This is a genomic window from Sphingomonas crocodyli (assembly GCF_004005865.1).
Taxonomy (GTDB): Bacteria; Pseudomonadota; Alphaproteobacteria; order Sphingomonadales; family Sphingomonadaceae; genus Rhizorhabdus; species Rhizorhabdus crocodyli.
On sequence record NZ_SACN01000001.1, the window covers coordinates 1,267,139 to 1,285,319 of the forward strand.

At 59.9% G+C, this 18,181-nt stretch carries 20 protein-coding genes and 1 pseudogene; 17 read left to right on the top strand and 4 right to left on the bottom strand.

Going from position 1 to position 18,181, the window contains the following annotated elements:
• Positions 1 to 11: 11 nt before the first annotated feature.
• From EOD43_RS06005 to EOD43_RS24170, 3 genes are all read right to left on the bottom strand, one after another.
• Positions 12 to 344, bottom strand: a complete 333-nt coding sequence (locus EOD43_RS06005; RefSeq protein WP_127742020.1) for a hypothetical protein — start codon at positions 342 to 344, stop codon at positions 12 to 14.
• On the bottom strand, positions 344 to 1,102 hold the full coding sequence (locus EOD43_RS06010) for a hypothetical protein (RefSeq protein ID WP_127742022.1): 759 nt from the start codon (positions 1,100 to 1,102) through the stop codon (positions 344 to 346). Before EOD43_RS06010 ends, EOD43_RS06005 begins: the two co-directional genes overlap by 1 nt.
• A gap of 495 nt (positions 1,103 to 1,597) precedes the next feature.
• A complete protein-coding gene (locus EOD43_RS24170; RefSeq protein WP_206363493.1) occupies positions 1,598 to 2,107 on the bottom strand; it encodes an antA/AntB antirepressor family protein in 510 nt (169 codons plus the stop codon).
• Between the two features lie 111 nt (positions 2,108 to 2,218).
• Here EOD43_RS24170 and EOD43_RS06020 point away from each other — a divergent pair, with 111 nt between their 5' ends.
• Complete coding sequence (locus EOD43_RS06020; RefSeq protein ID WP_127742026.1) at positions 2,219 to 2,443, top strand: hypothetical protein; 225 nt, start codon at positions 2,219 to 2,221, stop codon at positions 2,441 to 2,443.
• A 43-nt stretch (positions 2,444 to 2,486) separates the two neighbouring features.
• On the opposite strand, the gene EOD43_RS06025 is transcribed toward EOD43_RS06020, so the two are convergent.
• Complete coding sequence (locus tag EOD43_RS06025; RefSeq protein WP_127742028.1) at positions 2,487 to 3,956, bottom strand: tyrosine-type recombinase/integrase; 1,470 nt, start codon at positions 3,954 to 3,956, stop codon at positions 2,487 to 2,489.
• A gap of 259 nt (positions 3,957 to 4,215) precedes the next feature.
• Here EOD43_RS06025 and EOD43_RS24175 point away from each other — a divergent pair.
• The 16 genes and pseudogenes from EOD43_RS24175 to EOD43_RS06100 all read left to right on the top strand — a co-directional run.
• Positions 4,216 to 4,389: pseudogene (locus EOD43_RS24175) on the top strand (DUF6538 domain-containing protein); the annotation flags it as partial.
• Between the two features lie 21 nt (positions 4,390 to 4,410).
• Positions 4,411 to 5,925 (top strand): site-specific integrase, encoded by a 1,515-nt coding sequence (locus EOD43_RS06030; protein ID WP_164857121.1) that lies wholly within the window; start codon positions 4,411 to 4,413, stop codon positions 5,923 to 5,925.
• A 96-nt stretch (positions 5,926 to 6,021) separates the two neighbouring features.
• Positions 6,022 to 6,687, top strand: coding sequence for a hypothetical protein (locus EOD43_RS06035; protein ID WP_127742032.1), 666 nt, complete (start codon positions 6,022 to 6,024; stop codon positions 6,685 to 6,687).
• Between the two features lie 96 nt (positions 6,688 to 6,783).
• Positions 6,784 to 7,044 carry a helix-turn-helix domain-containing protein gene (locus EOD43_RS06040; protein ID WP_127742034.1) on the top strand — a complete coding sequence of 87 codons (261 nt, stop codon included), beginning with the start codon at positions 6,784 to 6,786 and terminating at the stop codon, positions 7,042 to 7,044.
• On the top strand, positions 7,034 to 7,309 hold the full coding sequence (locus EOD43_RS06045; protein ID WP_127742036.1) for a hypothetical protein: 276 nt from the start codon (positions 7,034 to 7,036) through the stop codon (positions 7,307 to 7,309). The genes EOD43_RS06040 and EOD43_RS06045 overlap by 11 nt, the downstream gene beginning before the upstream one ends.
• Entirely contained in the window at positions 7,306 to 8,592 is a 1,287-nt protein-coding gene (locus tag EOD43_RS06050; protein WP_127742039.1) for a bifunctional DNA primase/polymerase, read from the top strand. The genes EOD43_RS06045 and EOD43_RS06050 overlap by 4 nt, the downstream gene beginning before the upstream one ends.
• Complete coding sequence (locus tag EOD43_RS06055) at positions 8,589 to 9,533, top strand: hypothetical protein (RefSeq protein WP_127742041.1); 945 nt, start codon at positions 8,589 to 8,591, stop codon at positions 9,531 to 9,533. Before EOD43_RS06050 ends, EOD43_RS06055 begins: the two co-directional genes overlap by 4 nt.
• Before the next feature lie 100 nt (positions 9,534 to 9,633).
• On the top strand, positions 9,634 to 10,404 hold the full coding sequence (locus tag EOD43_RS06060; protein WP_127742043.1) for a hypothetical protein: 771 nt from the start codon (positions 9,634 to 9,636) through the stop codon (positions 10,402 to 10,404).
• Positions 10,405 to 10,474: 70 nt separating this feature from the next.
• Entirely contained in the window at positions 10,475 to 11,323 is an 849-nt protein-coding gene (locus tag EOD43_RS06065; RefSeq protein ID WP_127742045.1) for a hypothetical protein, read from the top strand.
• Between the two features lie 466 nt (positions 11,324 to 11,789).
• Positions 11,790 to 12,860 carry a PGN_0703 family putative restriction endonuclease gene (locus EOD43_RS06070; protein ID WP_127742047.1) on the top strand — a complete coding sequence of 357 codons (1,071 nt, stop codon included), beginning with the start codon at positions 11,790 to 11,792 and terminating at the stop codon, positions 12,858 to 12,860.
• A gap of 11 nt (positions 12,861 to 12,871) precedes the next feature.
• On the top strand, positions 12,872 to 13,366 hold the full coding sequence (locus EOD43_RS06075) for a hypothetical protein (protein ID WP_127742049.1): 495 nt from the start codon (positions 12,872 to 12,874) through the stop codon (positions 13,364 to 13,366).
• Positions 13,363 to 13,746, top strand: coding sequence for a DUF2958 domain-containing protein (locus EOD43_RS06080; protein ID WP_127742051.1), 384 nt, complete (start codon positions 13,363 to 13,365; stop codon positions 13,744 to 13,746). Before EOD43_RS06075 ends, EOD43_RS06080 begins: the two co-directional genes overlap by 4 nt.
• Before the next feature lie 557 nt (positions 13,747 to 14,303).
• Positions 14,304 to 15,026 (top strand): SHOCT domain-containing protein, encoded by a 723-nt coding sequence (locus EOD43_RS23870; RefSeq protein ID WP_206363494.1) that lies wholly within the window; start codon positions 14,304 to 14,306, stop codon positions 15,024 to 15,026.
• Positions 15,019 to 15,894 (top strand): SHOCT domain-containing protein, encoded by an 876-nt coding sequence (locus tag EOD43_RS06090; protein WP_127742053.1) that lies wholly within the window; start codon positions 15,019 to 15,021, stop codon positions 15,892 to 15,894. The genes EOD43_RS23870 and EOD43_RS06090 overlap by 8 nt, the downstream gene beginning before the upstream one ends.
• A gap of 12 nt (positions 15,895 to 15,906) precedes the next feature.
• Positions 15,907 to 16,956 (top strand): PDDEXK family nuclease, encoded by a 1,050-nt coding sequence (locus EOD43_RS06095; protein WP_164857122.1) that lies wholly within the window; start codon positions 15,907 to 15,909, stop codon positions 16,954 to 16,956.
• A 201-nt stretch (positions 16,957 to 17,157) separates the two neighbouring features.
• Complete coding sequence (locus EOD43_RS06100; protein ID WP_127742057.1) at positions 17,158 to 18,126, top strand: hypothetical protein; 969 nt, start codon at positions 17,158 to 17,160, stop codon at positions 18,124 to 18,126.
• The last annotated feature ends 55 nt before the right edge of the window (positions 18,127 to 18,181 follow it).

Below are 18,181 nucleotides of genomic sequence, written 5' to 3' on the forward strand. Positions count from 1 at the left end.
CTCAGGAGTGGTCATGCGCTGCGGGCCATGCCGTAATCTTTGCGCCAGTCGCGCTCGGCTGGGGCTTTCGCCGCAGGCGTTGCGGTTTCACCGCCAGTTTCCGGCGGGGTGTCCGCAGGTTCCCGGCGGGGAGCCGCAGGCTTCTTGGTGGAGACCTTCACGCCCATGTGGACGATGGGCTCCCCAAGATCGATGCGGGTGAGACCGCAGGGCAGTTCGATGGTCGTCTCTTGGTGACGTTCGGCGAAGTGCTTGGTGCCTTCGTCATACGGGTTAGGGCCGGTGTCGACCGCTCGCGTGGGGCGGGTGATCCAGCGACCTTGCCGGGTCGAGTAAAGCGCCATTAGAGCGCGTGACGGCGAATGCCAGCGCGCTTGGTAGCACGTTCCTTGATCCGTTCGTCGCGGACCATCGCCGTTGCCATCTGCTCGACCTCCGCCTCCTCGGCCACAGCGGCGTCGAGTGCCTTACGGGCCTCCACGCTTTCCTTCAGGGCTTTGGCAAGGCGACGTTCCGCCCCGGCCTCATGCGACTTGAGGTGGAGATTGATCTCCGCCACGCGCGCTTCCATCCGCGCGCGCGCCGCCCCGGCGACCTTGTTGACGATGACCTCCGACTTCTGGCCGGTCTGTTCGTCGGTCACATGCCGAACGTGGTCGACCTCCGCCAGTTGTTGGCTCAGGGACAGGAACTCCTGCTGGAGGTCCATCTCTTCCTTCGCCACCTGAAAGAATTCCTGGGCGTAGATGGTCGCACCCATCGACAGCGGGCCGGGACCATTCTTGACGCGGTTCGTCAGGGCGATGTCATACAGCGCCTTGTTGACCAATTCCTCCTCCAGCGCCGCGCGCTTGGGTTCGGTCGTGTCGGCCAGCTTCTGCCTGATCGGGTCGGCATATTGCGGAGGGAGGGCGCTGACGCCGACCTTGCTCGGCAGCTTGACCAGCCCCTTCACCGTGACGGTGCCGGGAGTGTCATAAACCGGGTCAAAGTTCTGGATCTCGTTGGCGATGTGCTGATCCGCCGGGTCAATGGCGTAATCGTCAATGGCGAAGTCGCCATCCACGTCAGCCGTCAAAGGCGCATTGGTGGTGTCGGTCATGGGGTTCCTTTCTCAGGTGGTGGCGGGCTTGAGGCCCAAGGGAAGCTGGCAGGACGCCAGCGGTCGACCGGCGGCGGTTTTCGACCGTCCGCAGGATTTCGGAATGAAGGGGCGCGCCGCGTCCAGCCCCGTTAGGGATGCCACCAACTGGACGCGGCGCTACGGTCCTCGACCAGCCGATCAAGCTGGGAGGTCACCGATTGGAATTGGGATGTGTGGGATCAGCCGTTGGTGGCGGCGGTGAGATGGAGGTGGCTCAGGGTGGACTGAGAGAGACCTGAAGGGGAAACCTAGGGTATAACTCCTCCATGATCCTTCCTTAGTATCTTTCAGGAAGGGTATGAGTGAGAGTGTATATAGATAACCTAAAGTTGGGCGTGCGCGTGCGTTGAGCGATGCGGTCTGTCAAGAGGCACGAGCCGAACTCGGTCGCGGGCGGTTTCCTCTCCGATAGTGCTGGCTAATCGTCCGTGCCCGACAGGGCGGTCAGTTTCTCTATCCACTAGTGCGGGCCAATCCGAGAAGGGCGCGGATGGGAGAGGTTTCTTCTTCAAGGGTGCGGGTCAATTCGAGAAGCCGCCCCCGGAGCGGTTTCCCTGCTCCAAGAGTGCGGCCTAATCCGAAAAGCTGATCCCAGCTCCTGCCAGCGGTCGATGATCCGGGCGCGCAGCTCGACGCTGTAGCCAGAGACCACGACCATCGTGTCACGGAAGGCAAGGTGAAACTCACGGTATGTCTGGCCATTCTGCGGATGGACGTAGGGGGTCTCATTTCCAGCAATGACACCCTTTGCCCGCAAAGCTCGGTGCGCTCGACCATCGACAGCTCCTTGGCCATGTCGACGGTGAGGAGGTAGTCGGTGCGGGGACGTCCGCCGGTTTTGGACACGGATGTCCGAAAGTCCGCGCCGTCTTCGAACCCGTACTCTTCGACCCGGCGGCCAACCCATTTATGCACGGGTGTCGAGACCTTCAGCCACGCATGCAGCTGCCGCGCGTCAATCATGGTGACCCCATCGCGATCCTGCGGGATCACTGCAGCGTCGAAAGCTGATCGATTGCAAGCTGGATTGGATCGCGGAAGTCGCTATCTCCAAACCAGCGAAGAGGAGAAGCTATGTCGGATCGGGTCGTAATTTCGCTCGACGTCACGTTTGAAGAGGCGCGGGCCATCGCTGAGCGAATTGCGGGTGTTGGACCCTACTACGAGGCAATGAACTTGCCGATAGCTCTCGACGAAGTCGAGGAGATGGCCGTCGATGCTGATAAACTGCGGCGGGTCTATATCCGATCAGATGCCAGCGCAGCGTTAGGCGGGCCGGATGGCGCGCCCAGCCGCTAAGCCTTCTGCGGGGCGAAAAAGGTCAGCATGGGGGTCATCACTTTTATTGATGACCCTCGCCCAAGCCGGGACTTTCCGTGACTAGGGGTATCGAGACTGCCGGATACGCGATCAGCGCAATAATGTCGGCTTTCTGCTGAAGCGTGATGCCATCAGCATTGTACCGCCCGTAGGTGAAGCCCTTCTCATGGCCGAACACCTGCGCCCATTCGTTCTCGCGCACGCCCCCGCGCTCCATCATCCGGGTCACGTTCTTGCGGAATGAGTGGAACGCTTTCCGCCGGTCCTTGAAGCCTCGCGCCGACTTGAAGCGGGAGAACTCCTTGCCCGCGTCCGCGCCAGCTTTCTTGCCCGGTCCCTCAGGGTTGAACGTCGGCCACACCCGCTCTTCCTTCGCGTCGTCCTTCCGCGCCTTCAGCCAACCCAAGGATGGATGAAGGGGCACCTGCCGGTTACCCGCAGGAGTCTTTGCATCCTCCACCTGAAAGTAGGTGACGCCTTCGTCGGTCCTGATCTGGTCCCATTTGAGCGACGCGATTTCGTCCAGGCGCATCCCGGTGAACATGCCGACGACGATCAACTCGCGCAGGTCTGCCCGCTTGGGAGGCTGGGCGAACAGGTGGTTCAACTCATCCGTTTCCCATGCGACATACCCATCCACATTGACGCCAGCCCGCAGCTTGCGGTGGAAGCCTTCGAACGGGTTGAAGCCTTCGCAGTGGCCGCGCCGTGCCGCCCAGTCCCACAGCCCCTTCAGGGTAGCCATGTGACGGTTCATGGTCGCGTCCGACAGGCCGCCCTTGGTCTGGTTGCCGTACTCCCGCTGGATCATCGTCCACGTCATTTCCTTCGCGGACGGCGAACGCGCCCAGTTCGGATCGGTGCGGCGCAGGGCGTCATGGAAGGCGGACGCATCCGGCTGGCGGACCCCTCGCAGCGGCTTGTCGCCCCAGAAGCCCTCGAACAGCTTGAACGTCGCCAGCTTCTGCTGCTCCGTGTTGGTTTCCTTCAGGTGCCGTTGGGATCGCCATAGGGCCATGAAGTCGTCGCAGACCTCGCTGAAGGTCGGCTCCAGTTCAGGACGCTTCTTGACGCGCTGGCCGTGCAACTCCCTGCGCGCATCGTTCAGGGCCATGTTCCGCGCCGCCTCGGTGGGCGTGTAGTCGCGCTCCCCGACGATATCGCCCAGCTTCTCTAGTTCGTAATCAATGCCAGCGATCACCGGGTCTTCGTCGCGTATCTCCATCCGGAACTCGCCAGCCGCCGCGCGCCGCCTAAGATCATTATAGACCTGACGAAGCCCCTTGGGCTTATCGTCAAGGCCGCCGACCTTGGCCTGCCACTCCAGCCGCAGCGTCGCCTCCCAAGCGTCCGCCTCCACCTTGGCAACGCGCCGATCAGAGGTGGCGAGGTGGCGATACAGGAACTCGCGACCATCGTAGGCGGCACGATGCTCAATCGGAATGCGGACCTTCGCCTGCCATCGCTGGCGGTGTGCTTTGAGGGTAGCCATGAAGGCTCCCTAGGGCTCTCTTGAGATGTCCGCAAGAGGTCTGTGGGGTCCGTTTGTGGGGTCCATTCGTGGGGTGCATGGGGTTGATTATATGGGATAATCAGCAATTCCGGGCCTTAATTGTGTGCCCAGCTCCGCCTCCTGGCGCCCCAGCCAACTTTCTCCCAAGCCTCTGATAGGCATCGTTTTTTTCAACAGCGCCGGAACGTAGCTGGGGTTTTGCTACAGAGCCCTGCTACAGAGCTGGAGCTTTGTGCATATGGGAGCGATTCCAAATACGATCAGACGAGGGGCTATTTATCACTTCCGACGTGCTGTGCCTGAGGAGCTTCGTGAAAGCTTGAGGCGCACAGAATTAACCTGCAGTCTGAGAACGCACGAAGCAGATGCAGCGCGCCGGTTATCGCGCTACCTCTACCTGCGATCTGAGGAATTGTTCGGTGCGATCGTACGTATGCCTACGCTGACAGATGACGACATCGCTGCGCTGGTGAAGGATTTCTACGGGACGATCATCGCCAAGAACGACGATTTCCGTCTCATGAGCGATATCCCCGACACTTGGCGTGAGGCGAAGGTCCGACATTATACCGAGGTCGCCGAACGAGCGCGCCTTGATCTCGCGAGCAATGCCTTCGGTGCAGTTCAGGACGTTACGTCTGTCATGCTGGCGCGCCGCTACGGCATGGATACGAACTTCGACAAGCTCAGTATCCGCAAGGCGTCGCAAGCCATGTTACGTGCGGGCGTCGATGTCGCGGAAACGCTACGAGCGCGTGCCGAGGGTGATTTCAACTACGAGCCCAAAGACAAGATACTGGTTCGCGCTCTCGCGGAAATAGAGCCGTTCGTGTCTGCGCCTATGCCCGCGCCGACACCAATGTCTGAGCCGCCGACTGGGCCGCTATTTTCGGTGGAAGCCGAGGGCTTCCGTGAAGCTCAGCTCCGTCGCAAGGTTTGGGAGCAGCAGACAGCGCTCCAAGCCCGCAAGACCTACGCTCTGTTTCTTGAGCATGGCGGCGATCGCCCAATCGCCGCTTACACGCGACCTGAAGCCGCTGCGTTCAAACGGCTATTGGAAGACTTGCCCGCAAATTACGGCAAGGCGGCCGAGTTCAGGGGTATGAAGGCGGCCGATATCGTGAAGGCTTGCTCTGGTCGTGAAATCGAACGCCTCTCGTCCCGTACGGTGCAGCGGCATTTCGCAGCGCTTGCGTCGCTATGGGATTTGTCGATCGAGCAAGGCCATACGGCCGACAACATCTTCCTTGGTTGGAAGTTCGCTGCTGCGAAGCGCGCCCGGGATCAGCGGCAGATGTGGACGCGCGAAGAGCTGGCTGAACTTTTTGCCACGCCGGTATGGACAGGGTGTCAGTCGTCAAGTCGTCGCTCTAAGCCTGGCGACGTAATCTTGCGCGACGAGAAATTCTGGCTGCCGTTGATCGCGGTGTTTTCCGGCATGCGTCAGGAAGAGATTTGCCAGCTTCGGTCAGCGGATATCCGCCAGGTCGAAGGGGTCTGGGTATTCGATCTTAACACACGAGACGGTCAGCAGCTCAAGAATGTGAATGCTGTACGTCTCGCCCCCGTCCACTCGGAGCTGATCCGCTTGGGCTGGCTCGACTACGCAGAGGATCAGAGGCGTACTGGTGCTCGCATGGTTTTCCCAGGCCTTCAGCCGGGCGGGGCTGATGACCGCCTAGGTCATAACTATTCGAAATGGTTCACGCGGTATCGCCGTGACGTGCAGCTGTTTGCGACAGGCCGAGATTTCCATTCGTTTCGCCACAGTGCCACGACCTTCATGAGACGTGCTGGAGTGCCGAGCGAAACGATCGACGAGCTGACGGGGCATGCGACCGTCGGTGAGACGGCAAGGTACAGCAAGGGACTGACGGTGGCGAACTTGAAGGAGGCCGTGGAGGCAATTGAGATAGGCGTTGATCTCTCGCATCTCTACCCTGGTTAAGATCCACAGCGTGCTGTGGAGGTCGGTGCTCAGTGGGACTCTTCCCTGTAGCAACAACGGCTTTAGCGATGTTCAAAGTGATGTTTTGAGGGCAGCATGGACGATAATATTTTTCGGTACGGCGAGTGGCTTCCCCAACGTCTTAAGAGAGGTGACCGTACAATAACTCCTTCAGAGTTGGCGAGACGTCGATCAGTTGTATCGATAGATAAAGACTATAACGAGCTGCTTAGATATTCACCGCCGGCTCGCATCAATAAAATTTTGAATGAACAAAGATTAGAGTTGCGTGTATTGCGTGCACTATATGATGATTTGAAAATGGGGTATATTCGAGCATTCGTCCCTATTATGCCGACTGATACAATCTATCTAATACCTTGCCAAGCATGGCCTTCTCGACGAATGTATGCTGTCGGAGAGCTGAAGAATGGCAGATTTTCTAAAAAGCGCGATGATTGGTTACATTATCCAGCTATTCCGGCCTGGGCAGTGGATGCTCCCATTTGTTTTCTAGAACGTGATGCGATCAACTGGATCAAGCTCAATCGCAAAGTTGTTCCCGACTTAGGCGACACACGCCCATATGCTACAGACGAAGAGCTTCGGCAGTTTTTGGAGGAGTGCGGGCCGAGCCTGATAAACTTAGCAGCGGCGAAGTTGGAACTTCTGGCTTCAAAGCAATTGAATCGCCGAATTCCGCAAAAACGCTTTAGGGCGATGCATCGTGAGCTCCGACAATCAATTCGGCAAGGCGCTTAAAATCGAAATTTGCAAATTTGCCAAGGGTTCCTGCCAAATTGAGAAGCAGCGAGTCACCTGCTCGCCGGCAACGCCGCCGGCCAGCAGGAACATCCAATGCCATCACATCATCAGACGAAACCGGTCTTCGAGCTCAATTTCGAAGATAGTCTTGTGCCCACGCAGGCGTCCAATGTTCTCAACGGACGTCTTGCATTATCAATCATCGAGGTTGCCGCTGCGCTCGGCATTTCGCGGACTACAACGCACACGCTGATCAATGAAGGCCGTCTGACGGCTCGTAAGGTCGGGCGCCGCACCCTGATCACCGCCGCGTCGGTGAATCGCCTTCTGCAGGAGGGCGGTCATGATGCGTAATGGTCTTATCGATGCTCACCACCGCGACGGTGCTGAGCTTCTGCTCGGCCCGGGCCTGATCGGTCCTGGCAAGCTGCTGCTGCCGAGCCAAGTCGAAGAGCGTTTTGCTCTGACCCGCAAGGAACTCGCGTATCTGCGCCGCCGCGGGAAAGGGCCGCGCGCGGTCCGTTTCGGTCGCTTTTACCTCTATCCCCCTGCAGCAATTATCGAGTGGCTGAACGCCACTCGCGTCTCCGCTGCAGAAGCGATGGAGGCGCGCTCGTGAGCCCGTTCGCCACGCCGACCCGCTACGCGGAGATTGCGGTCGATATCCGCAAGAATGGGTACAGCCCTATCCCCACCAAGGTTGGCACGAAGCAGCCCGCGATTGCCTGGAAGCCGCGGTGCGACGCGCTTCCGTCGCTCGCTACGATCGAACGTGATCTCCGGTATTTCGGGTTCGGAGGCGCTGCGATCGCGTGCGGGATCGTTATCGCGATCGACCTGGACTTCACTGATGCGGCTATGGTGAGCGAAGCCAAATGCCTCGTCTCCGCTATTGCGCCTGGCGACCCGCTCGAGCGTGTTGGCCAGTTTCCCAAAGCGCTGTTGCTCTATCGTGCAGAAGAGCCGGTGCGCACTGTGCATCGCCGCCAGTTCGATATCCTGGCGCAGGGTTCATATTTCGTCGGATGGGGTGTTCATCCCGTTACGAAGAAGCCGTTTGAATGGATTGGCTCGTCGCCACTTGATGTGCCGCGCGTCTTGCTGCCGCTGATTAATGCACGCCAGATCGATCAGATTACCGTTGCGCTCGAAGAGCTGAGCGATCGGATCGCTCGGCCCGTCGCGCCTCAGCCCGATGTAGCCACGGGGTTGATCCGTGACGGTCGCGACGTTGAAATGCGTCGGATCGTGTACGATGTCTGGAACAAGGGCATCGCCGATCCTCACGAACTGATCGAGAAGAGTTGGCTCCTGTTCCAGGAGCGTGTCGACCTGCGTCGTCCGAAACGGGACGGATCAGAGCCGTGGTCGAAAGCCGATGTCGAGAGCAAGGTCGCATCGCTTTTGCGTCGCGTTGCGGAGGGCAAAGTTTATCGGTCCGCTAGCGGCGGCGACATGCGGTACGACGCCATGTTCGAGCCGTTCATGCAGGCGATATACGCGTTGACGGCGCGCCGGCGGCTGCCGAACGCCGCGGCCGATCTCTCGTTCGTCATGCTGTGCCTGTGCCGCAACGGTGGCGGCTGCTTTGCCAGTGTCTCTTCGTTGGCACGCCAGATCAAGCGCTCCGCGATCTATGTTAAGAAGGTTCGCGCGCTGCTGCAGCGTGAAGGCTTGTGGGTGCGCCGTAAGCGCGGTGCTGGCCGTGGCAACGCGAGCGAATACTATCCCTGCATCGATGCGGCGGTCGCTCAGGCGGAAACGGTATGTTTTCAGGGCCCCTATATTACCAGTGTTGGGGGTACCCTTCAGGCTGAGGACCCTTCAAAAAAACCAGAAAATAATCGGATAATCGAAAATTCCATTTCTCTTTTGAAGCTCCCGGAAGGGGGTGAAGCATGAACGAGAAATTTTGGCCTTCCGCCCGGCCGTTCTGCCCGATCAGCGCGGGTCAGGACAACCCGTTCGCGAATATGGTCTCGAGCGTTGCGGAGAAGGATAAAAAGGGCGGGTACGACCATAAGCGTGGGGCGCGATCGCCGCGTTTCGCCTTGCGTGGGCCATTTCTGTCATTGGGCGATCAGACCGTGGTCACCGCGAGTTATTACGAGCGCCGTACCCGTATCGACTTTCGAGCGCGGCGTCGTTTTCGTCCCGTGCCGCTGGCTCGCATCGAGGACTGGCCGGTTCTCTCGTACATCGCCAGCCGGGCGCAATACGAATCTGTGTTTGGCCAAGCTTTTCACATGCTCGATATCGACCTGATCGAGCTGCGCGATGCCATCGGCTTGCCGCCCGGCCGGGAGAGCGACGTCGTCGATTCCTTGCGGCGGCTCACCGGGACGGCGATCACGCTTGGCAACTGGCCTAATCAGGGCGGAAACCTCCGCAATTATGCGCCCGATTTTCCGCTGATCGATGTGAAGCGTCTGCATCCGGAGCTTTACCGGGTGAGCCTGTCGGATTTCATGACCGACGAGCTGTATGACAAGCAAATGCTGCGGTCGTTTGGGCCGGTCTCCGATCCGTTCGCTCATAGGCTGCAGGCTTGGGGGCAGTCTTGGGTCGGTCGTGACATGAAGACCGGGCGCCAGATCATCAAGCAGCGCGACGCGTTGAGCCGATTGGGGCCGATTCCGCCTGAACTGACCGGCGATCCCTGGTCCTATCTGGTTGAGGCCGTCGAGAAGAACGACGTGCCGGGCTTCAGCTTCGAAATGACCGAGATGTCCTTGCGGCCCGCCATCGAGGTTCACAAACTCGACGAGCCGTTGCCGCCGGTCTCGGTCGATCCTGGACCCATTGGCGACGATGACGAGATCTTGCTTCCGCCCTGGGAATAATTCCTGGGCCGAAACGACGCCGACGCCCCCCGAACCGACCGCGCGCGCATCGTCGCTCTTGGCGCCGCGCCATATTCAATCGATCAAAAGGAAGACCAAAATGGAGTTGAATCCCTTCGCGCTCATCATCACCGGGTTTGATGAGAACCACCCCGCAGATTACGATCTGTGCATCGATCATCTGCCGCGTGCACTATACGATCAGGTCCGCTCGCTGACATACTCGTTCAAGCTTGGTCATTTCCAGGATCGCAGCCTGGCGACCTACGTGCCGTTTACTGATGTCTATCTGAACTTGGGGTGCCGGCCCGCCTTCAACAGCCCGGACAGCGACTATTATATTCCGCCTAAAGCCCGCATCCAGTTGCCTTACACCAATACTCCGATCAGCGGGCCGACATCGTCTGTGCGCGCCGGTCAGATGCTTGCCAGCGCACATGCGCGCGCCAAGCGCCTGCTAACCTATCGCGCTGGGTTGCCGCCGGCACCGTTCAACATGCTGATCCGGTGTGAAGAGGTTGAGTTCGACATGTCGATCGCTCGCCTCGTCACCGAAGCCTTGGTCGAGACGTATCGTACCCGTGAAGGTTGGTGGGTGATCGAGCATGAAGCCCGCGCACATCTTCCCGATGGCGAGAGCTTCGACGACGAGCATAGCGAGTGGTGCCGCGACCGTCATGCCTGGGCTGATCAAGACGAGCTCGACCAGATCATCGACGCACATTGCAAGACCTGGCCGGAGGTTTACCAGACGGTTCTCGAAGTCCGTCCTGGGCCCGGCCCCCAGCCGGCGCACCGCCAGAAGTTGGCATTGCCGTACGTGCCGCTCGGTGACCGGGATCCGGCCTCCACGCCGCGCGTGGAAATTTGAAGCTGCCGATGCGAGGCGGTCGTGCACCGCCTCGTATTCGCCCACCTTCACCTGGTCGGAAAAGTGCTCAATGCAGATGGACCATATTCCTGCTGATGCCGACTGGCGGTTGCGCTTCGGGCGCTATGCGCGAGCGCGCAAATGGCATGCGATCACCGACGGGATTGGCCTCAGCCAGTTCAAGCGCGCCTATCGCGGGATTGCCTTCGCGAACTGCCTGGGCCTGGCCTTGAACACCAAAGTCGATATCAGTTGGTCGACGGTGAACGTGGTGGGCGACGATGTTCTGCCAAGCCTGCACCAGTGGCTTGCTCGGATCGATCGATGGTTCGAACGCCAAGGCGTGCCAGCAGTATATTTCTGGGTGCAGGAACACGGCTGGCGTTTTGGTCTCCACACCCATCTGTTCTTCCACGTGCCGACCCATCTGTTCCGCATCTTCGGGGATGGGGTGGGTTTTAACGAGCATGTGCGCCTGAGCCTCGAAAAGGTTGTACGCCGGCCGCTTGTGCAAGAGCGTTCGGTTCGCACCGTGCGCATTCACCACGCCGAGGGCCGCCCGGTTGGATGGCAGTGGGACCGCTTTCGCTACATGATGAAGGGGTTTCGCCTGCCCTGGTGGGAAGGGGCGCCGGCTAATCCCACATGGGAGTTTGCCGATCGCGCGCAGCTCATCCTGCGCGACAAAGGATGTATCGCGGGGCGGCGCGTCGGCTTTGCGCGACTGCTGCAAGATCGATCATTTAACGATTGGGCCCAGGTTAACGTCTTGCCGGACATGACGATCGCGCGGACGAGTCCGATCCCCTATGACGATCGTTACTTTAGGTGGTTTGATACACACGGTGCCGCGATCCAGGTGCCGTTGATTGAACGGTGCGAGGCTCTACCCAGTCAGAGCAAAACGCTAGACCAGTGAGCATCAAATCGCGCACCTGCCGATGTGCGCTCGCGCTTTATATGCGCTTGCGCTCTACACCCTGTACTGCCTCTACACCCTGCATGCTAATGCCTGCCTGAACGCCTTTCTCTTCCCTGCTCTTCAACACCCTGCAGGGGGTTAAGCGCTTTGGCTTTCTGTCTTTTCCGGCCCGGTCTGGTGATGTGGCGCGGGTTCTCTGGATCAGCTCTGACGCCGGGTTTCTGTAGGGACATCATCGGCGGAAAACAGGGTTCAACCCACCTCGCAAATCTTTGGAAATAGAGCGCTGGAGAACGGTCCAAAGCGGGGCAGGGCGGGTTTCTTGACACCGCCAACCTCCGGGCAAGGCCGCCCCTCAGACGGGGTTTGCGGTCACGAGGCTCAGCCAATCCTGTCCACAAAGACGCTAGCCCAATGAACCCTCTTCGTCCGCCCCGTATGGGGCCTTTGACGAGGAGACCCTATGTCGCAGTCCACCCGGCCCGTGACCGCGCCCTTGCCCATTGTGCCCGTCGAGCTGTTGAAGCGCTTCCATGTTCATGAGCGCCACGACAGTCGCCTCAAAGCCTGTGCCCGGTTGTTGCAGGTCCTTTGGCTCACCGACCATAAGATCCCGACCGGCTATCATCAGGGTCGCAACGGACCCCGCCGCCTCGGATCACGGCTAAGCATTACGGCCGCCCAGGCGGGGCGCAACTTCCTTAGTCCCGACCTCGCCAACCTCGCCCAGCACGTCGTCGCCTACCAAGAGCCGGGCGCGTTCATCGACGCCGGCCGGGTGTTCGCCAACGCCCTCGGCTCGACGGGTCTCAGCATCAACGTCATGGGAATGCTTGCCCTCGATTTGGGTTTGGCCGCCCGCGTCCTGTGCCAGCTCTTTCCCGAGCTCAACATCGCCAGCGTCGACCATATCCGCTTCGAACATTCGCCCGGCCGCGCAGACCCCACTCTCACCGGGGACCGATCCGCCTTCGATGTCTGCGCCTTCGTCAACCGCCGCCAGGGACGTAAGACCAAGCCGGCCGTCATCGCGTTTGAGTTCAAATATACCGAGAGCCTTCATGACTCCGCCGCCTGTACCCCGGGCCATTATGATGATCTCGCCGAAGCGTCGGGCCTGTTCAAAGACCCCCAGCACGCCGCCCTGCGCGTAAATCCCCTTCAGCAATTGTTCCGTGAGCATCTGTTAGCCCAAGCGACCGTCATGCGCGGGGATTGGCCCGAGGCCATATTCGTGAGCATTGCCCCTGCCGCCCATGACCGGGCCCAGCGTCAGGCCGATTTCTACACCGCCTTCCTCAACCCACCCACAGACGGCCAAGTCCCCTACCGCCATCTGACCCTCGAAGCCTTCGTCACAGCCCTCCACTTTGCCGGTGCGTCCAACGCTGCCCAGGCCCTGTTCGAGCGCTATCTCGATTGGGGGCGCATCGACCGGGCCGTCGCCCAAGCCCTCCACAAGCGGGTCGAGAAGTGGACCCCCGTTCCTAAGCCCGCGCCCCTCCAGCTCGTCGACACCCCGCGAGCGGCTTGAGGAGACCCGACATGGCCAATCGTGCAGCAGCAACGATCATCCTCGGCGGCACGCTCAGTGATGATGATTACCGCACCCTCGTCGATGTCATTGTCGGCGAAGGCCTCTCCACCCAATGGTGTGGGCCATTATTCGATGCGCACCACCGCACCGTCGGGCGACCCCTCTTCCTATGTGACCATGATGTGCCCGGGGCGCAGTTCGAAGAGCTCGAACGATGGTGCATCACGCACAGCATCCCCTTCGTCCGCTGGTCCAGCGCCTGTGCCGGCGGATGGGAAGCCGGACGGGTCGTCTTCGATCCCTCCGTCGGTCAACCCCGTGCCTATGCCGCCGATGAGGAGGGTCATGTTCTCATCGATCTGCAGACGGTCACACGTCTGGGTTCCTACACCGCCATCCTCGATCACTTCCGCCGGGCCAATTTCACCATCCCCCCGCTCATCGTCGAAGGCGACCCCGTGCCAGCCACCACCAGCCACGCACAGGGAGAGCCGGTACGATGATCATTGTCCCCTTCCTCACCCCCGCCGACTTCGCACAATTGCTGGCCAATGGACGGCGCACCGCGGCTGGGGAGCAGATCGATCCGGTCCCCGTGGTCAAGCTCTTCACGCCCGATGCGGCCGCCACCTGGTTGCTGACCGAGATTGATCCCGCCGAACCTGATCGCGCCTTCGGTCTATGCGATCTGGGCCTGAGCGAACCCGAGCTTGGCTATGTCAGCCTCAGCGAGCTCGGCTCGATCCGAGGGATGCTCAACCTGCCCATTGAGCGTGACGCCTTGTTCGTCGGCACGGCGCCGCTCTCGCGTTACGCCAGTGCGGCCCGGGCCAGTGGCATCATCGTTGAGATGCCGGACAACCCCAGCACACCCGAGCCGTGAACGGGTTCGTGAGCAGGGACCAAGATCCAACCCTCACCATCGGCCAGCGGGTGTTCTTTTGGACGGGGCGGGGTTCGCAAGGGCACGGGGTCATTCGGGCAATCAACGGGAGCCTCTTCCTGATCGACCCTGAGCCCGACGCCGTACGGGGGAGTGACCACCGCATTCTCAGATCGGGCCGAGACTATTGGGGGCCGCGCGATCGGGGTGTGCGCCATGAGCAGATCAACACGCCGCCCCGGCCCTGGTTCGTCAACAATTGAGCCGTGGGAGATGAGCATGACAGCTTTTGACAGCAGCAAAGCCTACCCAACCAAATCTGCGCGATACGACATTGCCTTCCTGCACACCGCCCGCCTACAAACACCTCGCCTCCGCAATACTCGGGGGCGGGGCGTGGAAACCTCTTTGCCAGCACCTCGGTCGAGATCATCGGCCGGGTGGCATGCGCGCATGTCCAGCCGGCTTGCCGGTAAAGGCGCATGCGCGCTGTGCTGTGCCAGTGTTTCCAACATCCGGCTTTGGCCGTTGCCCCTGATGGACATAGGGGGCAACCGATGACCGACCGGATCGAGGCGCTCGAGCGCCTTGCGCGGCTCAAGACCGAAGGCGTGCTGACCGACGCGGAGTTCGAGCAGCAGAAATTCGTCATTCTCGGCCAGCAGCCGCACGCCACCCACGCGGAGCCAGCCATCGGAACATTCGCGCAGGGCTGGCGACAGACACGCGGCCTTCGACGCTTCGCCTACTGGTTCTGGGGGATCCAGTTGCTCGCGATCTTGCTCATCGCGGCCTATTTCCTGTTACGCGTCTTCGTCTTCCCTGAGCCGCGTCCTACACCAACAGCTACGGCAAACATCGCGGCACCCGCCGAAGCCAATGCGGCCAATGCAAGCGCGATCGGCGATGAGGTCGTGAGGGCACCGCCGCCACTCACCGGCGATATCGCGCAACAGAAATACGCGGGGACCGAGATCACGATCAGCGATGAGGCGCTGACTTCCCCTTGGAATTATGAAAGCGAATATCCCGACGATGAAAGGTTCGTCACGGCGGCCTGCGCCTCCGCCACGGTCAAGCTGATCAATCGCTCGTCCTTCCCGATCAAAGCCCATATTTTCGACTTTCTCGGCAATAGGCCTGATCTACCGCTTCCAGAGCTCCAGCCGGGAATGACGACGACCTTCAAGGCCGGGCCCGTCGGGACCTACGTCGTGAAGAAGCCCGACGATACGAGCTTCTATCTGCTGAACGTCATCGACTGTCCGGCGCATGGCTGATGTTACGCACGAGCTCGAGCGGCTGGTTCAGCTTCGTACAGCCGGCATGATTACGGAGGCCGAATTTGAGCAGGAGAAAAGGCGTCTGCTCGATGCGACCGCCGTCGAGCCGCACGCGCATTCGCCGCAGCCGATGCTCGTGCGGATTTTTGCACTCTTGGGGCTCATTGCCGTTGGCATCCTAATGTTCGCAGCCATTGGATGGTTGCAGGGAACCAAGGAAGCCGACGAGAGCGCTGAGGCAAACACGTCAGCAGCGCAGGCCCAGCAATTTAGTGGCGAAGTCACCAACGCGATGGATCAGGTGGTCGCCGAGGCCGAACCGATGGGCGACGACCTGTCAGGCGCAGAAGGTTCCGAGTGGTCCATCAGCACGAAGCGCGACCCGATGACCGACCTATCGGTCACAACCGCCGTCACCCGTGTCGCCGCCGCCCCCTTCATGGTTGAAGTCAGTGCGATCTGTACGGGCGACCTCACCCTCGAATATCGGTTCGCGGCGTTCGACGAATTCGGTCAGCCGGCACCCATGCGGATTTTCTCTTTGGGCGGCGACCCTACTTCCCATTTCACCTTCCGGGTCGACGGCGGTGCATCAGAGGAGCGTCTCAGCCCGAACCCGCGCTACAACAACGTCGCCCAACTGGATTCCGATGCGCGCTACACGTCCTTCACTGACGCCGAGCGCGCCGCGCAGGGTTCAAAGCTCGCCGTGGCACTCCCGTTGGTCGCCGGCGACGCAGTGGTCACGCTGGATCAGAACAACCCGGCCCTACGCCGCCCCCCCCCCCCCCATTTTATCGCGAATCTTTACGCACGAAAATCGAAAGAAAAGATTGCGGAGATTGCCTCACTGGGTTGTCGCTGACATGTGGCGCCGATGATCGCCAACCGCCCATCTCATCTCCTCGCCGATCCGACATATTCAATTCGTCCCGCCTTGCCCTACCGCGTTGACTGGTCACCCGTGCCGGCGTTCGTCCGCCGCTCAATCTTTGAGCTGGGCGGTATCCAGCCGATCACCAAATCGATGGTAACAGCGGCCGGCGGGACACTTCATGATACACCTAGCGAGGGCGAAGTTGCTCTATTCCGCGAGGCGAACATCGAATTTCAGATGATCTTCATAGTCGCAAGCCTCGTCGCCAAGGCCGGAGAAGGCGAAGGCTTCGGGACGACGCCTTTCGCACTCAGTCTGCTACCGGCGAGCAAGCGCGGGGAAATCCAGACGGCGCCGATCGACCTCGTCGAGAAGCTGACTCTCGCTTACGATCCGGCCAATCCACCGCTTTATGCTCGTTTTGATCCATTCGAGGGCAGCTACGGCCTGTTCGGGATAAACACTCCTGGGCTCGCTGGTGGAAAAGGTCATCTCGACGAACTCGGCCTCGTCATTGGCCAGTTCTGGCTGGCGACTAGCTTCGATCATGACGAGGTGCTGCAGCCGGATATCGGTCTGCCACCCGGCGACGCTTGGCGGCGCTACGCTAAGAACCGGCAGAAGCTTCTGTTTACACCGTTCAAGAAGCTCGAACCCCGGCGGATTTGGGGAGCGGATTCGCCGATCGAATTGTTTCTTCTCCAGGAACTGGCGCGGCGAGGCCATCATCCGCAGCTCCAGATGCTGATTATGGAGAATGGCGGAACCTACCCATCTTTTTACAATCTCTGGGGCGACCTGGACTTCCGCTACTCGCATGCTGCGGTGACCGAGGCTGACCTCTATTTTCCAGAGCAAAGAATAGCAGTCTTCTGCGACGGGGGCCGTTTCCACAGCGGCGGCAAGAAGAAAAAGGATGAGGCGATCTCGGAGAAGCTGCGTGGCTTCGGGATCACTCCAGTGCGGATCGACGGTCGGACGATCGTCAACGACTTGGCGGGAGCCGCAAACAGAGTCGAAGCCGCATTAGCAGGATCAGACGCCCAATAGCCTGCATAATACCGTACCGGCTTTATCCGCAGAGCATGGATGGCGGCGCAGGGCCAAGAATGAGCGACGCGAAATGCGCTCGCCGCGATGCTCGATCCCCGTCATGATTGTCCGAAGCTACGGCGTGCGCAGATCGCGGTACTGCAGCGGACCGCCCAGGCCAGGCGCTATCCGATCCAACAATAGCCCGAAGCTCAAGCAATGCAGGTAGTGATTGCATCACTCGTCAATCTAAGAAATCCTTCGCAAATGCTTACGAGAAAAATATCAATTATAGCGCTTGGGTGGCTTTTCTTGTGCGCCAACGAGAACTCCTCAACACAGGCCGGTCAATCTTCAGCCTCGTCGGCGCGCGGCACATCGGAGGCAACATTCACCCGGTTCGCGAGCTATTCGTCCGATCCCTGCTATAGTGCAAAAACCCCCGAAACCGCCGCCTTCTGCGCTCAATGGAAAGCCGCAGATGCTGCAAAGTCGTCAGCCGACGCTTCTTGGTGGACGGTCTACTTTGCTGGTTTGGGCATCGTTCTAGGAGCGATAACTATGGCCGCGGCCATCGCTGCTGCGTACTTCGCCAAGAAAGCTGCATACGAAAATAAACGAAGTGCAGATGCGGCGCATGAAGCCAATCGTCCTTGGCTCGATGTTGATATCAAATTGCATGGGGTGTCCGTCAACTACGACTGCAAAGGATATTGTCTGCAATTGGAAATAAATCCCCTTAATTCTGGGGCAACTCCGGCCACAGATGTTAGAGAGTATGTGCAATGCATATTCTATGATCATATGTATGAGACTGTTGGTCCGTCTCTTGATCTTTCCGTTCGAGACAACGCCCTTCAGAATTGCGCAGCCGCGGTAGCGGAGAAAATTCGTGGGGCGGGCGAGGCCGGGCCAACGGTCTTCCCAGCCCGAGATCAACCCCTCTTTTCTGAAACGTTTGTGCCTTGGGATTTTAGCAGCGGATATCCGAGCGACATTGCGTGGCTCATTGTCGGTCTGCGATATTCGTTTCCGGAAGGAAGCGGCGAAACCATCAAGGTATTCTCAGTTCGCTCGTTCGGCTTTCCGGATCACTCTGGATTTGAATGTATGGGTACTAAACCATTCGCGACGGTCAAAGTCGATCCTGCGGTTTCCTGTTGGCCTCGTCACGGTCATGTCAATTAGCCCAACACTTTGGCGCATATGGCGCGCGACTTTTATGAAGTTCGGTATGGCTGTA

What these genes read in the sequence shown, in the direction of transcription:
- EOD43_RS06005 (WP_127742020.1), bottom strand. Translation starts at nt 344, where the DNA reads ATGGCGCTTTACTCGACCCGGCAAGGTCGCTGGATCACCCGCCCCACG.
- EOD43_RS06010 (WP_127742022.1), bottom strand. Translation starts at nt 1,102, where the DNA reads ATGACCGACACCACCAATGCGCCTTTGACGGCTGACGTGGATGGCGAC.
- EOD43_RS24170 (WP_206363493.1), bottom strand. Translation starts at nt 2,107, where the DNA reads ATGATTGACGCGCGGCAGCTGCATGCGTGGCTGAAGGTCTCGACACCC.
- EOD43_RS06020 (WP_127742026.1), top strand. Translation starts at nt 2,219, where the DNA reads ATGTCGGATCGGGTCGTAATTTCGCTCGACGTCACGTTTGAAGAGGCG.
- EOD43_RS06025 (WP_127742028.1), bottom strand. Translation starts at nt 3,956, where the DNA reads ATGGCTACCCTCAAAGCACACCGCCAGCGATGGCAGGCGAAGGTCCGC.
- EOD43_RS06030 (WP_164857121.1), top strand. Translation starts at nt 4,411, where the DNA reads ATGCCTACGCTGACAGATGACGACATCGCTGCGCTGGTGAAGGATTTC.
- EOD43_RS06035 (WP_127742032.1), top strand. Translation starts at nt 6,022, where the DNA reads ATGGACGATAATATTTTTCGGTACGGCGAGTGGCTTCCCCAACGTCTT.
- EOD43_RS06040 (WP_127742034.1), top strand. Translation starts at nt 6,784, where the DNA reads ATGCCATCACATCATCAGACGAAACCGGTCTTCGAGCTCAATTTCGAA.
- EOD43_RS06045 (WP_127742036.1), top strand. Translation starts at nt 7,034, where the DNA reads ATGATGCGTAATGGTCTTATCGATGCTCACCACCGCGACGGTGCTGAG.
- EOD43_RS06055 (WP_127742041.1), top strand. Translation starts at nt 8,589, where the DNA reads ATGAACGAGAAATTTTGGCCTTCCGCCCGGCCGTTCTGCCCGATCAGC.
- EOD43_RS06060 (WP_127742043.1), top strand. Translation starts at nt 9,634, where the DNA reads ATGGAGTTGAATCCCTTCGCGCTCATCATCACCGGGTTTGATGAGAAC.
- EOD43_RS06065 (WP_127742045.1), top strand. Translation starts at nt 10,475, where the DNA reads ATGCAGATGGACCATATTCCTGCTGATGCCGACTGGCGGTTGCGCTTC.
- EOD43_RS06070 (WP_127742047.1), top strand. Translation starts at nt 11,790, where the DNA reads ATGTCGCAGTCCACCCGGCCCGTGACCGCGCCCTTGCCCATTGTGCCC.
- EOD43_RS06075 (WP_127742049.1), top strand. Translation starts at nt 12,872, where the DNA reads ATGGCCAATCGTGCAGCAGCAACGATCATCCTCGGCGGCACGCTCAGT.
- EOD43_RS06080 (WP_127742051.1), top strand. Translation starts at nt 13,363, where the DNA reads ATGATCATTGTCCCCTTCCTCACCCCCGCCGACTTCGCACAATTGCTG.
- EOD43_RS23870 (WP_206363494.1), top strand. Translation starts at nt 14,304, where the DNA reads ATGACCGACCGGATCGAGGCGCTCGAGCGCCTTGCGCGGCTCAAGACC.
- EOD43_RS06090 (WP_127742053.1), top strand. Translation starts at nt 15,019, where the DNA reads ATGGCTGATGTTACGCACGAGCTCGAGCGGCTGGTTCAGCTTCGTACA.
- EOD43_RS06095 (WP_164857122.1), top strand. Translation starts at nt 15,907, where the DNA reads ATGATCGCCAACCGCCCATCTCATCTCCTCGCCGATCCGACATATTCA.
- EOD43_RS06100 (WP_127742057.1), top strand. Translation starts at nt 17,158, where the DNA reads ATGCAGGTAGTGATTGCATCACTCGTCAATCTAAGAAATCCTTCGCAA.